The organism is Sphingobium sp. B11D3A (assembly GCF_025961695.1).
Taxonomy (GTDB): domain Bacteria; phylum Pseudomonadota; class Alphaproteobacteria; order Sphingomonadales; family Sphingomonadaceae; genus Sphingobium.
Map to the genome: position 1 here is coordinate 933,758 of NZ_JAOQOE010000001.1, position 13,477 is coordinate 947,234.

Sequence of the window (13,477 nt, forward strand, 5' to 3'; positions counted from 1 at the left end):
GTGAGGATCGTGCGCGAGACACAGGATCGTCCGGGCAAGCCGTACCATAGCATGGGCCGGCACGCACGGCAGACCATGGTGCTGTTGGCGTTGCTGGGGATGACGCCGGGCTGTGCGTCTCTATCACGTGACGTCCTCTATTCTCCCCATAACAAAGCCGGCGTGACCCAATGGGACGGCGCGCCACCCCGGACCATCAGCGTCACCACGACGGATCATCTCGCACTCACCGGCTATTACTGGCCGGGGACGCCGGGCGACCCCGACATCTTCGTCATGTTCCACGGCCGCAACTGGAATGCCGAAATGAATGCGAATGCTGCCCAGCATCTGGCCGGGGCAGGCAATGCGGTTCTGGCTGCGTCTTACCGCGGCTTTGGAACCAATCCGGGTCGACCGAGTGAGGACGGCCTGCTGATCGATGCGAGCGCGTTCATCGCAAAAGCGAGAGACTTGGCCGGGCCCGGAGCGCGTATTTGGTTGATCGGCCATTCGCTGGGCTCTTCCGTGGCGCTTCATGCCGCAGCGAGAGAACCGGATATCGCTGGCGTGATCGCGATGAGCGTTTTCGTTCGCATTGCCGCCGCCGCGCCAAAGATCAGCCGTGCCTTCATTCCGGATCGATGGGACAATCGGGAGGCATTGAAGGCGATCGAGGTCCCGGTCCTGTTCGTCCAAGGCGATCTCGACCGCCTCGTTCCGAAGACCAGCGCCGATACGCTGTTTGCGGCTTATTCCGGCCCCTCCAGTCTGGTCACAGGGGTGGCCTCCCGTCATAATCCCGACATGGCCCTCCTGTCGCCCTGGCTGAACCGCGTAATCGAAGCGATGCGTGCCGATCCCCACGCCGCCGTGCCCAAGCCGCCGACGGGCTGGCTGGAGAAAGTGCATCGCCCATGACGCTCGCCGCACAGACGATCCTCGCTGTTCCTCCTTTTCCCGGCGGCAAACCCTATCCGGTCGTCCTCAGCGCTGCGGGGGGCGAGAGCCATGTCCGCTCGGCAACCGCGGAGCAAATCCTCGCGGCCCTGCGACAATATCGCGTCGGTGGTCCGTTCTGGGCGCCGGACGATCCTTGGACAATCGCACAAGAAAGCGTGACAGGGTCCGCCGACGATCCGCTGATGCTGCTCAGCGCTATCGCAGGCAAGCGCGTTTGCCTTAACGGTGAAGGCGCATTCGCTGCGCTGTCCGACCGCGCGCCCGGCGCCCCCGAGACTGAGGCCATCATCGCCGCTTTGGTCGGGCGGCATCTGGTGCAGAACGTCGCCTACACAGACCCGTTCACCGGCCAGCCAACCAGCGCACTCGATTTGATCGAAACGCTGGCGAGCTGGCGGCGCTTGATCGACGCCAACCGCCCGATCGCCGCCGCATTCGGCTTCGCGCACTGGAAGCGGGATACGGTGGACCCCTTGCTCTGGGCCGGCGGCGCCGTCCCGTTCCGTCCTTCCAATCCCGCCGCCCTGGGCGATCTCACGCCCAGCGATGCCATTGCCGTGTGGAAGGCGCGCATTCCCCCTGCCCTGCTGGCGGAGATCGAGGCGGGTCCCTGGCCAGTCATGGAAGTGGAGGATGGCTTCATCCGCTCGGCCGGACTCGGCGCGGACTGCGTCCCGCCGCTTTCCATCATCGTCGATGATCTGGGCGTCCACTACGACCCCACCCGTCCAAACCGGCTGGAGGAGATGCTGGCGCAAGGCACACCCTCCCCCGACATGCTTGCCCGCGCGCGCCGTCTGCGCGAATGGTTGGTGCGCGAGGGCGTCAGCAAATATGGCATCGGCCGCGCAGCCACTCTGCCCCGCCGGGGCGGGCAGAAGCGTCATCTCCTCGTGGTCGGTCAGGTCGAGGATGACCGGTCCGTCCAGTTCGGCGGCGGGGCGGTCCAGTCCAACCTTGAACTGCTCCGCCGGGTCCGCGCAGGCGTACCGGATGCGTGGATCGTCTATCGACCGCATCCCGATGTTGAAGCGGGCCATCGGCGCGGCGCCATTCCGACGAATATCGCGTTGGATCTGGCGAACGAAATCAACCCCAACAGTCCGATCAGCGCGTTGATCGCCATGGCGGACGAGGTGCATGTCATCACTTCTCTCGCCGGGTTCGAAGCGCTGTTGCACGGGACACCGGTGACGACGCACGGCATGCCCTTCTTTGCAGGCTGGGGGCTCACCAATGATCTCGGCCCATCCCTGCCGCGTCGAAACAAGGCCTTAACGCTAGATGCGTTAACAGCCTATGTGCTTATTCAATATCCGCGCTATCTGGACCCCGTAACCAATTTGCCATGCACGGCAGAAATACTTGTCATGCGTCTCATTTCTGGTGTTCAGCGTCAAAATGTTGCGCTAGTCCCGCTCAGAAAGTTGGTTGGTTTGGCTAGACGGGCCATCGCGCACATGTTGGGAAACAGATGAAATTCCAGCCCATAGCGCATCGGAACTTCCTGTTCCTGCAGGGGCCGCCGGGGCCCTTCTTCTGGCAATTGGCCGAACGACTTCGCACTCTCGAATGCGGTATTTTCCGCATCAATCTGAATGGCGGCGATCTCGCCGATTGGCCCGGCGAGGCCACCAATTATCGCGGAAGCCGCAAGCGGTGGACCTTGTTCATTGATCGCTTCCTGAGCGACAATGCCATCACCGACATCATTCTGTTCGGCGATTGCCGCCCTCTGCACATGGCGGCCCATCGCATGGCACAGCTTCGCAAGATCGACGTGCATGTCTTTGAAGAAGGTTACATTCGTCCGGACTGGCTGACCCTGGAGCCGAGCGGAGTGAACGGCAACAGCTCGCTACCGCGAGACCCGGAATGGTATCTGCAAGCGGCGCGCAGCCTGCCCCCATTGCCGCAGCGCCCGGTCATCACCGCCAGCTTCAACCGCCGCGCGCGCGATGCCTGGCGCTATTACTCACGCACCTGGTTCGGGCGGCCGCTCTATCCTTTCTACCAGTCGCACCGGACCGGGTCCCTGATGATGGAGGGCTTTGGCTGGCTCTATAAATTCGCGCGGGAAAAGGCAGATGCTCGCCGCGCCGAGGAGACCCTCGCGCGTCTGCCTGAGGCGCCCTATTTCCTCTTCCCGTTGCAACTCTCCACCGACTTCCAAATTCGCGAGCATTCGCCGTTCGCGGACATGAAGGAAGCGCTGGATTACGTGCTTTACAGCTTCGCTCGCCGCGCGCCCAAGCATGTCCGCCTGCTCATCAAGGAGCATCCGCTCGATTGCAGCTTCATGAGCTGGCGCAGTCATATCATGAGCCAGGCCCGCAAGGCCGGCATCGAAGATCGCATTTTGCACATTGCTGGGGGCGTCCTTGAGGAACTGACTGCGGATACCCTGGGCATGGTGACGATCAACAGCACCTCAGCCACGCTGGCCCTCGCCGCTGGCGTCCCCACCATGGCGCTGGGCAAGGCGATCTACAACATACCGCAAATCACCCACCAGGGTCGGCTCGACGACTTCTGGATGCGGCCGCAAGCGCCTGATCCGAATGTCTACGAGTCGTTCCGACGCGTGTTGCACGATCGCTGCCTTGTCTATGGCGGGCTGGCGAGCGAGACGGCGACGAGTATATTGGTGGAGTCTTCCGTAGAGCGGCTGGTTAGCAGTCGAACCGGCCAGTGGCAGCTTGCGAGCGTTGCCACTTACGGCTGAGCAGCTAACTCCTCCAACCAGGGATCGAGCTTGGCAAAATGATCCGCCCAAGTTGGCGGCTGCCATCCAGCAAGACGCTTTAGCTGTTCTGCACGTCGAATGCTGTCGGGCTGCGCAAAATCTTCAATCAACTGAGACCAGCCCAGACCATCGATTGGACTGAGGTAATCAGGAATGTCGCCCGCAAGCTCACGAAAGACCCCAAGATTGCTGGCTATGACCGGCGTCCCGCTGGCCAGCGCTTCCACGAGCGGAAGACCATATCCTTCGACGAAAGATGGAAAGAGCAGCGCTCGCGCCCCGCACATATAGGCTTGGAGCTCCGCATCGTCACAGCGTGACAGCTCGATAACATGCCCACGCAGCGCCGCGCTGCGCTCCAACATATCGACCGCCTGCTCACTTTCCCAGCCGCGCTGGCCAATGATAACGAGTTGCGGGCACGCTGCCCCCAAACGCCGAGCCATCTCTGCCCAGATCGTAAGAATAAAGAGGTGATTCTTCCGTCCTTCAATCGTGCCGAGCATAACAAAATAGGGCCGCACCGGCAAAGTCGTATCGGGTCTCGGGGCTTGCTGTCTATCAGAGAAATCCGCTCCTAAAGGTGCCAGAAGCGTCGGCGGCATTTCCAACGATCCTTGGTAACTGGCAAAAATTTTCAACTCATCAAGCGTATCGCGGCTGTTTCCGATGATGCCCGTTCCATTGCGCAATAACGCAGTGATGCGGTGACGATGCTTCTCTAATTCTCTCGGACGACAATATTCGGGGTGAGTTATCGGAATGAGATCATGCACAAAATAGATTGGTCTCACGCCCGATTTCTGAACCCAAGCCTCATGGCTCACCTTATCGAGGCCCGTGTGACCGACATTCAGATAAATGGCTCCCGTGAGGTCACGCCGCCCCACCCGACCTCTCAAAAGCTCCCGCACGCCCCGCCAAACGAGGGAGGGCAATCGGTGGCCACCACCACCTTTATGGGATGAAAGTAAGACCTCGAACAATTCTCGGGAACATTCAAGGGGATAAACCGCTGTCACCTTCCCGAACTGAATGACTGCATGGGCGCGACCGCGATAATGAGAAATATACGCAAGACATGTTCGATCAATACCTGTCGGCAACAAACCTCTTTTCATGCGCCAAATCAAACGAGATACATCTATAAGCATAGATTTTAACTTCATAGAATTAATATAAATATTCAACGCCACTATATTTCACGATAATTTATTAGGATTATCGTCTATTTATTTTCCCTGCATCTTTCAAATAAAGAAGGTTGGGGGCGACCCAATCGCCGTTAGTCCATTATCGCTTGTGATGCCATTGTCGAGCGCAACCAATTTGAACAGAAACTGAGTTCCACTTTGACGGGAAACCCTGCGGGACACCCTCTTCGTGTGCTGGTGCAGCAGAGTTCGGCAACGCCGCGCGACCGCCTGACACCTCCGATGTTCCTAAAGAGAATGACCGTCGAAAGCATTGCTATTCGGTTATTGCTGGATTGCCTTCCGCCAGACCCATCAGTTTGCACCACGTCAGCCCGGCGAAAAAGCACAGACTCGACACATCATAGGCGCAGCCCCCTCCGAAAAAAACAAGCACCGACCGCGACGAAGCGCACCTTGTCATTGCAAGCTATGTCGGCCAAGACGCTCGCGAAACGAGAGAGAACGCCGAATGTCTTACATCCTACCGGCAGAGTGGGGCCCTCAGGAACTGCTTTGGATTGGCTGTCCCGGCGACCCGTCGGAATGGCCCTCAGCGCGTTCGGATGCCCAGTTCCAGGCAGCGGCATTTGCAAATGCGGTCTCCAGCCAAGGCCAGCGCGTCATACTTCTCGCTCGCACCGAGCCAGATGCCCTCTACGCCCGCACCCTGCCCCCCCCCGCCGTAGAGGTCCGCCACGAACCCTTCGGCGACATCTGGCTGCGCGACACCGGCCCTCTCGGCATCCTCGGCGCCGATGGCTCGCGCGCCCTCGTCGATTTCGATTTCAACGGCTGGGGCGGGAAGTTCCAGATGCCGGGCGATGAGGACATCGGCGCGCGGCTTGCCGCCACAACCGGCCTGCCCTGCCGCCACGTTCCCATCATCCTGGAAGGCGGCGCGCTCGATACGGATGGCACCGGGCTTTTCGTGACGACCGAGCAATGTCTGCTCAACCCCAATCGCAATCCCACGCTGGATCGCAAGCAGATCGAGACGATCCTCTCCGGCACCCTTGGCCTGTCGTCCATGCTCTGGCTGGGTGATGGCTTGCTGAACGATCACACCGATGGGCATGTCGACAATCTCGCCCGCTTCGTGGCGCCCGGCATTCTTGCCGTGCCGCAGGCCAGCACCGAGGATGACCCCAACACCGCCATCTATGCCGATGCCACAGCGCGCGCCCGCGCCTATGGGCTGGAGGTCGCTACGATCCCGTCGGTCGGCCGATACGAGATTGACGGGCACATCGTGCCAGCGAGCTACATGAACTTCTGCATCACCAATGGCGCCGTCATCGTACCGCAATATGGCGCACCCAATGATCAGGCCGCGCTGGATGCGCTCGCCCCATTCTTTCCGGGCCGGGCTATTGTCGGCCTTCCGTCCGATGCCATATTGCGCGGCGGCGGCAGTTTCCATTGCATGAGCATGCATCTGCCGGCCGCCGTCTGACCCCCTTCGCCGCAGGATCTATCATGTCTCATCTCACCGTCGCCGCGCTTCAGCTCGCCTTTTCGGACGATGAGGCCGCCAATATCGCGCTGGTGGAGGAGCATGTCGCCAAGGCCGCGGCGCGTGGCGCCAAGATCATCCTGCCGCCCGAACTGTTCGAGGGCCTGTATTTCTGCACGGTCGAGGATGAGGCTTTGTTTGCCCGCGCCCGCCCGCTCACTGAGCATCCTGCCGTGCTAGCGATGCAGAAGCTGGCCAGGGCGCAGGGCGTCTATATCCCCACCAGCTTCTTCGAGCGGGATGGACACCATCATTATAACAGCCTCGCCATGATCGACGATCAGGGCGAGATCATGGGCGTCTACCGCAAGAGCCATATCCCGGACGGGCCGGGCTATGAGGAGAAATATTATTTCCGTCCCGGCAACACCGGCTTCAAGGTGTGGGAGACGAAATATGGCACGATCGGCGTCGGCATCTGCTGGGACCAATGGTATCCGGAAACAGCCCGCGCCATGGCGCTGATGGGCGCTGAACTCCTGCTCTACCCCACGGCGATCGGCTCGGAGCCTTATGATGGCGATCTGAATACAAGCCGCATGTGGCGGCGGGCGATGCAGGGCCATGCCGTCTCCAACTGCATGCCGGTCATCGCGGCCAATCGCATCGGCAGCGAGCAGATCGCCGGCGCCACCGGCGAACAAAGCTTCTACGGCCACAGCTTCATCGCGGACGAATGGGGCGATCTGGTGGCCGAGGCGGAAGACTGGCAGACCGGCGCGCTCATCGCCACGCTCGATCTGGACCGGGCCCGCAAGCACCGCGCCGGCATGGGCTTTTTTCGCGATCGCAGGCCCGAGCTTTATGGACGGCTGGCGCAGGATGTGTAACCATCGCTGCATAAGGAGATGTGTATGACCGTGGCTCGCCTCTACATCATTCCCGCCGCAGACGGCAAAAGCGCCGAGATGGAAGCGGCCCTCATTGCCCTCTCAGGCACGGTGAAGGCTGCCGATGGCTGTGAAGGCGTCGAGCTGATGCGGGACCTGGGCAACGAGCACCGCTTCATCTTCATCGAGAAATGGGCCAGCGAAGAGCATCATGCCAAGTCGCTCGCCTCGCTACCGGAAGGCGCCCTGGATGGCGTGCAGGCCGCCGCCGGTGGACCGCCGGATGGCGCTTATTACGATTATCTGCTGCGATAAGCCCGGCGAGCGCGGCGGTCGCTTTCAGTCCCCGCGTTCACCAGCCTCTTGAGTCGGGCCTTCAGCTTGGCGAGATAAGGCCGGTCAGTAAGGTCTGCTGCAGGCAATCGGCTTTGCTTGCGCGCGATCACTACACAACGGCCGCGACGTTGCGAAAGGCCGGCCGCGCACACGGTCCCCCCCCCCAGCGTTCATCCAACCAACGCAATGGGAGAGAGATAAGAGATAAACGTGCCGCCATCGCGTTGCCTAAAGGCCATCCCGCAACGCCAACGCCCGCTCGAACACCGCCTCGAACATCCCCGCTGTCAGCCGTCCCGTGTTCGTATTGTAGCGCGAGCAGTGGTAGCTATCGATCAACATGCGCCCATCGGGCATCCGGTGCTCGGCGAGATGCGCGAAGCGGGCCTTGGGCAGCCGTCCACCCAGCACTTTCACCGCGGATTGATGCGCGGTCTGCCCGAGCGCGATGAAGATGCGCGCCTTGGGCAGCAACGCGACCTCCGCATCCAGAAACGGACGGCACGTGCGGATTTCCTCGGGGGTCGGCTTGTTCTGTGGCGGCAGGCATTTCACGCTCGCGAGGATCGCGCAATCCACCAACTCAAGGCCATCATCCACGCGCGCCTCATATGTGCCACGCGAAAGGCCGAATTTGTCCAGCGTGGCGAACAGGAGGTCGCCCGCATAATCGCCGGTGAACGGCCTCCCCGTGCGGTTGGAGCCATGTTTGCCGGGCGCCAGACCCACCAGAACAATGCGCGCATCCGGATCGCCAAAGGCGGGGATTGGACTGTTCCACCAGTCCGGATGCTCGATGCGACAGGCTTGCCGAAAGGCGACCAGACGCGGACACAAGGCACAATCGCGCGCCGGTTCGGCGCCGGGCACGGGGCTTATAACAGGTCTGGTCATGGACATGCCCTGCGGATAGGCCCTGGCGGATGAACAAGGCAAGCATCCACCCTCTGGCGCACGACCATCGGTCGCCGGAAACCGGCGAGCAGATCTACGCTGTCGGCATCGGCGCCAATCGCCCGATGGCGGGGATGCGCCCGCGCGACATCGTGCGCGCCGCCTTTGATGCCCTCGACCTCGCGCCCCTCAGCCTTGTTCGAGCCTCCCCCATCATCGACTCGCGCCCCCTGGGCCCGTCCGCGCGCACTTATGCCAATGCGGCAGCCATTGTGAGCACGACGCTGCCACCGCTGGCGATGCTCGACCAGCTTCAGGCCATCGAGCGCACCTTCCATCGCCGCCGCTACCGCCGCTGGGGCGCGCGCACGCTGGACCTCGACCTGCTGCTCTGGTCTGGCGGCGCCGTGCGCAGCAAACGTCTGACCGTACCGCATCCGGCCATCGCAGACCGTGCCTTCGTGCTCGATCCGCTGCGCGCGATCGCTCCGGATGCACAAGATCCTGTGTCCGGCCTCACCATCCGCCATCTGGCCTCCCGCCTGCGCAAGCCCAAGCCAGCCAGATGATCGCGGCTGTAAAAGCCGCCAAGCCGGTTGACCGCCAGAGCCCGCACCTTTAGGGGATCGCGACACCCGCTTGGGGGCCCTTAGCTCAGTCGGTAGAGCAACTGACTTTTAATCAGTAGGTCGCTGGTTCGAACCCAGCAGGGCTCACCATTTTCTACCGGTATTCCGTTTTGTCATAACCCTAGGCTTGGGCGATCCCCTTGCGAGATCCGCCACCACGGTTCGTGGGTTCAGAACTGAACAGCGCGTCAGCGCCAACGGAGAGCACTCACACAACCAGCCCCACCAACCCTCGCCACAAAAAAACGGCGGCCTCTGAAAGGCCGCCGTTAAGGGGGTCCGCTGACCGGCGGGAGCCAGTCAGTGAGGGAATGATCGGCGCGGCATCGGGTTCCGCCTGCCGATAAAAAATCTCGCTCTGCCGTGATGATGAGCCCGGGATCAGCCGACCTCGCCAGAGACCGGCCAAAGCTCAGATCATCGCCATGCCGCCATTCACGTGCAAGGTCTGACCGGTGACATAGCCCGCCTCGCGGCTGGCGAGATAGACCACCGCCGCGCCAATATCCTCTCCGGTGCCGAGCGCACCGGCTGGAATGCGCGAGAGGATGGCGTCCTTCTGGGCGTCGTTGAGCGCGTCGGTCATGGCCGAGCGGATGAAGCCGGGCGCGACGCAGTTCACGGTGATGCCGCGGCTGGCCAGTTCCTGCGCCAGGCTCTTGCTCATGCCGATCAGGCCAGCCTTGGACGCGGCGTAGTTGGCCTGGCCCGGATTACCGGTCACGCCGACGACGCTAGTGATCGAGATGATCCGCCCCGTACGTGCCTTCATCATCGGCTTGGCCGCCGCGCGGATCAGGCGGAACGCTGCCTCCAGATTGATCTTCTGGACAGTCTCCCACTCCTCGTCCTTCATGCGCAGGATGAGGTTGTCGCGCGTGACGCCGGCATTGTTGATGAGGATATCCAGCTTGCCGCCCAGCGCCTCGATCGCGGCGGGCACCAGCGCGTCCACCGATGCCGCATCGCTCAGATCGCACGGCACGCAGACGTGATCGCCGCCCAGCTCGGCGGCAAAGGCCTCCAGCTTGGCGACATTGCTGCCGGAGAGCGCCAGTCGCGCGCCCTGCGCGGCCAGGGCCCGGGCCACGGCAGAGCCGATGCCACCGCTCGCGCCAGTGACCAGCGCGGTCATTTCATTGAGATCGAACATGATGCAGTCCCTCCTGTCTCTCACACGCGGCCGAGCAGCGCCTCGATGTCGTCCATCGAGATGACGCTGGTCACGGTCGCATCCGGCGCGATGCGCTTGACCATCGGGCCGAGCACCTTGCCGCCCAGCTCGACGAAATCGGTAATGCCGGCCTCCCACATCGCCGCGATGCTTTCGCGCCAGCGCACCCGGCCGGTCACCTGCTGTACCAGCAGGTCACGGATGGTCGCAGCATCGCTCACCGGCGCGGCCGTGACATTGGCATAGACGGGAATGAAGGCGCCGGGCGACTGCGTGTCCGCCAGGGCAGCCGCCATCGCATCGGCAGCGGGCTGCATCAGCGGGCAGTGGAAGGGCGCGGAGACCGGCAGCAGCACGCCACGCTTGATGCCATGATTCTTCACCAGCCCGATCGCGCGCTCGATGGCGCCGACATGGCCGGAAATGACGACCTGGCTCGGATCATTGTCGTTGGCGACGGCGCAGACTTCGCCCTCGGCCGCAGCAGCCGCGAGCGCCTCGGCCTTCTCGATGTCGGCGCCGAGCAGCGCGGCCATGGCACCCTCGCCTACCGGCACGGCGGCCTGCATCGCCCGACCGCGCGTCTTGAGCAGACGGGCGGTGGTCGCGAGATCGAAGGCACCGGCCGCGCAAAGGGCGCTATATTCGCCGAGGCTGTGGCCGGCCAGCGCATCCGCCTTGTCGCGCAGCACCACGCCGCCTTCCTTCTCGAGCACGCGCAAAGTGGCGAGCGCGTTGGCCATGATCGCCGGCTGGGCATTTTCGGTCAGGGTCAGGTCCGCTTCCGGCCCTTCGGTCATGATGCGGAAGAGATGCTGGCCCAGCGCCTCGTCGACTTCCTGGAAAATCTCGCGCGCCACGGGCGATGCTGCGGCCAGCGCCGACCCCATGCCCACGGCCTGACTGCCCTGCCCCGGAAAGATGAATGCACGCACGGCCCTGATCCCTGCTTGGTCTGTGAAGGCCTGCGCCCTAGTCCGGGGGGGCGCCCCGGGCAAGTCCTGTTGGCTTGACCGGCACGACGGCGCGCCAGGATGGACATTGGCCATTGTGCGCCCTGCTCATGGGGCATAGTGGAAGCCAGGATGTTAAAGCCACGGTTCTCCAACGCGATCAGCCGCGTGGATGCCCGCGTGATGCGGGGCCGCATCGGCGCGATCGGCGGCGCCTTGCTGCTCAGCCTGGTCGCGGTGCTGTTCGCCAAGCTGGGCGAGGCCGCGCAAGGCGTGTTTACCGGCGTGGCCGATGCCTTTCCTTATGCGCCGCTGGTCATCACGCCCGGCCTGTTCGTCGCGGTGACCTATGTCACGCGGCATTGGTGCCCGGAGGCGCGCGGATCGGGCATTCCGCAGACCATGGCGGCGGCGCGTATGCCGGATCACCCGCAATCCCGCCGTCTTCTCTCGCTGCGGACCGCGCTGTTCAAGCTATTCGGCACGCTGGGGATGCTGCTTGCGGGTGGTTCTGTCGGTCGCGAAGGGCCGACCGTTCAGATCAGCGCTGCCATCATGGCCGCGGTGCAGCGCTGGCTGCGCGTGCCGGTTTCGGCCGGGATTATCATTGCCGGCGGTGCGGCAGGCGTTGCCGCTGCGTTCAATACCCCGCTCGCCGGGGTCGCCTTCGCCATCGAGGAACTGGCCGCTGCCTTCGAGCAAAAGATTGCGATCGTGGTGATGGCCGCCGTGATGATGGCGGGCATCACGAGCCTGTGGCTCTCGGGCGATTACATCTACTTTGGCGCCATGCATCAATCGATGCCGATCTCGTCGATGCTGCTGCTCACGCCGGTCGCCGGGCTGGTCGGCGGCGTGGCGGGCGGCCTGTTCTCCCGCGCGCTGATCGCTCTTGCCTGGTCCCGCAGCCCGCTCACCCGGGCGATGCGGGCCAAGCCGCTGCTCGTCGCGGGCATCTGCGGCCTCGTCGTCGCCATCACGGGCATTCTCACCGCCGGAATCAGCTGGGGCACCGGCTATGAGACGACGCGTGCGTTGCTCGCCGGTGAAGAGGTTTCCTGGAGCTTCGGCCCCGCCAAGCTCGTCGCCACGCTGGCTACGGCGCTGAGCGGAGCCCCCGGCGGCATCTTCGCGCCATCGCTCTCCGTCGGCGCCGGCCTTGGCCAGCTGCTGGGGCTGCTGATGCCGGACCAGCCGCACGGCGCCATCGTGCTGCTCGGCATGATCGGCTATTTCGCGGGTGTGGTGCGGGCGCCGCTCACCGCCGCCATCATCATGATGGAAATGACCGCAGACCGCACCATGATCCTGCCGCTGTTCGCTACGGCGATCTTCGCCAACTGGGTCAGCGGGCAGATCTGCAAGCCCAAGCTCTATCACGCGCTGGCCCGCCAGTTCCGGCCCTGATCGCTTATCGGCGAGAGCGGGCATTGCGCACTTGCCTTGCGGGCACTTTTCAGCCATAGGCCGCCCCTTCGCCGGGCAGGCTCTCGCTGCGCCCGCCGCGAAGCTTTGTTTGAGACGACAGCCGGAGGGGCATGCGCATGGGGCGTATGTCAGCAATCGGCCAAAAGACAGGACGCATGAACCATGCCCTATTATGAGCATGTCTTCCTTGCGCGTCAGGATCTGGCACAGGCCCAGGTCGATGCGCTCGCGGAAAATGCCACCAAGATCATCGAGGCCAATGAAGGCAAGGTGACGAAGGTGGAAAGCTGGGGTCTCCGCAACCTCGCCTACAAGATCGCCAAGAACCGCAAGGCTCACTACGTGATGCTCAACATCGACGCGCCGGCTGGCGTCGTCGCCGAGCTGGAGCGTCAGACGCAGATCAACGAAGACGTGATCCGCTTCATGACCGTCCGCGTTGAAGAGCTGGAGGGTGGCCCTTCGGTGATGATGCGCAAGAACGAGCGTGACCGCGAGCGTCGTGGTGAGCGCGGCGACCGTGGTGACCGCCCGGATCGCGGCGATCGCGCGCCCCGCCGGGACCGCGAAGAAGCCTCGGACGGCGAATAAGGAGACCTGACACATGGCACGCCCATTTTTCCGCCGTCGCAAGACTTGCCCGTTCTCCGCTAAGGACGCACCGCGCATCGATTACAAAGATGTGCGCCTGCTGCAGGGCTTCGTCTCTGAGCGCGGCAAGATCGTTCCCTCGCGCATCACGGCCGTCTCGGCCAAGAAGCAGCGCGAGCTTTCCCAGGCAATCAAGCGCGCCCGCCATCTGGGCCTGCTGCCCTACATCGTGAAGTAAGGAGGGC

The 13,477-nt window shown here is 63.1% G+C and carries 14 protein-coding genes and 1 tRNA gene; 11 read left to right on the forward strand and 4 right to left on the reverse strand.

The features are described 5' to 3' along the window. The first annotated feature begins 9 nt into the window (after positions 1–9). From M2332_RS04475 to M2332_RS04485, 3 genes are read left to right on the forward strand one after another with little or no spacing between them, the layout of a single operon-like run. A complete protein-coding gene (locus M2332_RS04475) occupies positions 10–900 on the forward strand; it encodes an alpha/beta hydrolase (RefSeq protein WP_264573127.1) in 891 nt (296 codons plus the stop codon). Continuing rightward, a complete protein-coding gene (locus M2332_RS04480) occupies positions 897–2,420 on the forward strand; it encodes a hypothetical protein (protein ID WP_264573128.1) in 1,524 nt (507 codons plus the stop codon). Before M2332_RS04475 ends, M2332_RS04480 begins: the two co-directional genes overlap by 4 nt. Further along, positions 2,417–3,667, forward strand: a complete 1,251-nt coding sequence (locus M2332_RS04485; protein WP_264573129.1) for a capsule biosynthesis protein — start codon at positions 2,417–2,419, stop codon at positions 3,665–3,667. Before M2332_RS04480 ends, M2332_RS04485 begins: the two co-directional genes overlap by 4 nt. Here the strand turns inward: M2332_RS04485 and M2332_RS04490 are convergent. Continuing rightward, complete coding sequence (locus tag M2332_RS04490; RefSeq protein ID WP_264573130.1) at positions 3,658–4,884, reverse strand: glycosyltransferase family 4 protein; 1,227 nt, start codon at positions 4,882–4,884, stop codon at positions 3,658–3,660. The genes M2332_RS04485 and M2332_RS04490 overlap by 10 nt on opposite strands. Before the next feature lie 469 nt (positions 4,885–5,353). Here M2332_RS04490 and M2332_RS04495 point away from each other — a divergent pair, with 469 nt between their 5' ends. Genes M2332_RS04495 through M2332_RS04505 form a run of 3 tightly spaced genes read left to right on the forward strand, consistent with a single transcriptional unit; the run spans position 5,354 to position 7,542 of the window. Next, positions 5,354–6,337: an agmatine deiminase family protein gene (locus M2332_RS04495; protein WP_264573131.1), complete on the forward strand. Its 984-nt coding sequence runs from the start codon at positions 5,354–5,356 to the stop codon at positions 6,335–6,337. A gap of 23 nt (positions 6,338–6,360) precedes the next feature. Next, positions 6,361–7,227: an N-carbamoylputrescine amidase gene (gene aguB / locus M2332_RS04500; RefSeq protein WP_264573132.1), complete on the forward strand. Its 867-nt coding sequence runs from the start codon at positions 6,361–6,363 to the stop codon at positions 7,225–7,227. Between the two features lie 24 nt (positions 7,228–7,251). Then, positions 7,252–7,542 carry a putative quinol monooxygenase gene (locus M2332_RS04505; RefSeq protein ID WP_264573133.1) on the forward strand — a complete coding sequence of 97 codons (291 nt, stop codon included), beginning with the start codon at positions 7,252–7,254 and terminating at the stop codon, positions 7,540–7,542. A gap of 249 nt (positions 7,543–7,791) precedes the next feature. Here M2332_RS04505 and M2332_RS04510 read toward each other — a convergent pair whose 3' ends face one another. Next, the gene (locus M2332_RS04510; protein WP_264573134.1) at positions 7,792–8,463 is read right to left on the reverse strand and encodes a uracil-DNA glycosylase; all 672 of its coding nucleotides are present in this window, start codon (positions 8,461–8,463) and stop codon (positions 7,792–7,794) included. Between the two features lie 23 nt (positions 8,464–8,486). Between M2332_RS04510 and folK the strand changes: the two genes are divergently transcribed. Continuing rightward, complete coding sequence (folK, locus tag M2332_RS04515; protein WP_264573135.1) at positions 8,487–9,026, forward strand: 2-amino-4-hydroxy-6-hydroxymethyldihydropteridine diphosphokinase; 540 nt, start codon at positions 8,487–8,489, stop codon at positions 9,024–9,026. A gap of 74 nt (positions 9,027–9,100) precedes the next feature. After that, positions 9,101–9,176, forward strand: a tRNA-Lys gene (locus tag M2332_RS04520). Between the two features lie 322 nt (positions 9,177–9,498). Here the strand turns inward: M2332_RS04520 and fabG are convergent. Together fabG and fabD are read right to left on the reverse strand one after the other, a co-directional pair. Next, complete coding sequence (gene fabG / locus M2332_RS04525) at positions 9,499–10,239, reverse strand: 3-oxoacyl-[acyl-carrier-protein] reductase (protein WP_264573136.1); 741 nt, start codon at positions 10,237–10,239, stop codon at positions 9,499–9,501. Between the two features lie 20 nt (positions 10,240–10,259). Beyond that, positions 10,260–11,195 (reverse strand): ACP S-malonyltransferase, encoded by a 936-nt coding sequence (fabD, locus tag M2332_RS04530; RefSeq protein WP_264573137.1) that lies wholly within the window; start codon positions 11,193–11,195, stop codon positions 10,260–10,262. Between the two features lie 150 nt (positions 11,196–11,345). Here fabD and M2332_RS04535 point away from each other — a divergent pair, with 150 nt between their 5' ends. From M2332_RS04535 to rpsR, 3 genes are all read left to right on the forward strand, one after another. Beyond that, entirely contained in the window at positions 11,346–12,620 is a 1,275-nt protein-coding gene (locus M2332_RS04535; RefSeq protein ID WP_181560054.1) for a chloride channel protein, read from the forward strand. A 183-nt stretch (positions 12,621–12,803) separates the two neighbouring features. After that, the gene (rpsF, locus tag M2332_RS04540; protein WP_181560055.1) at positions 12,804–13,232 is read left to right on the forward strand and encodes a 30S ribosomal protein S6; all 429 of its coding nucleotides are present in this window, start codon (positions 12,804–12,806) and stop codon (positions 13,230–13,232) included. A gap of 13 nt (positions 13,233–13,245) precedes the next feature. Further along, on the forward strand, positions 13,246–13,470 hold the full coding sequence (gene rpsR, locus M2332_RS04545) for a 30S ribosomal protein S18 (protein WP_181560056.1): 225 nt from the start codon (positions 13,246–13,248) through the stop codon (positions 13,468–13,470). Positions 13,471–13,477 lie beyond the last annotated feature (7 nt).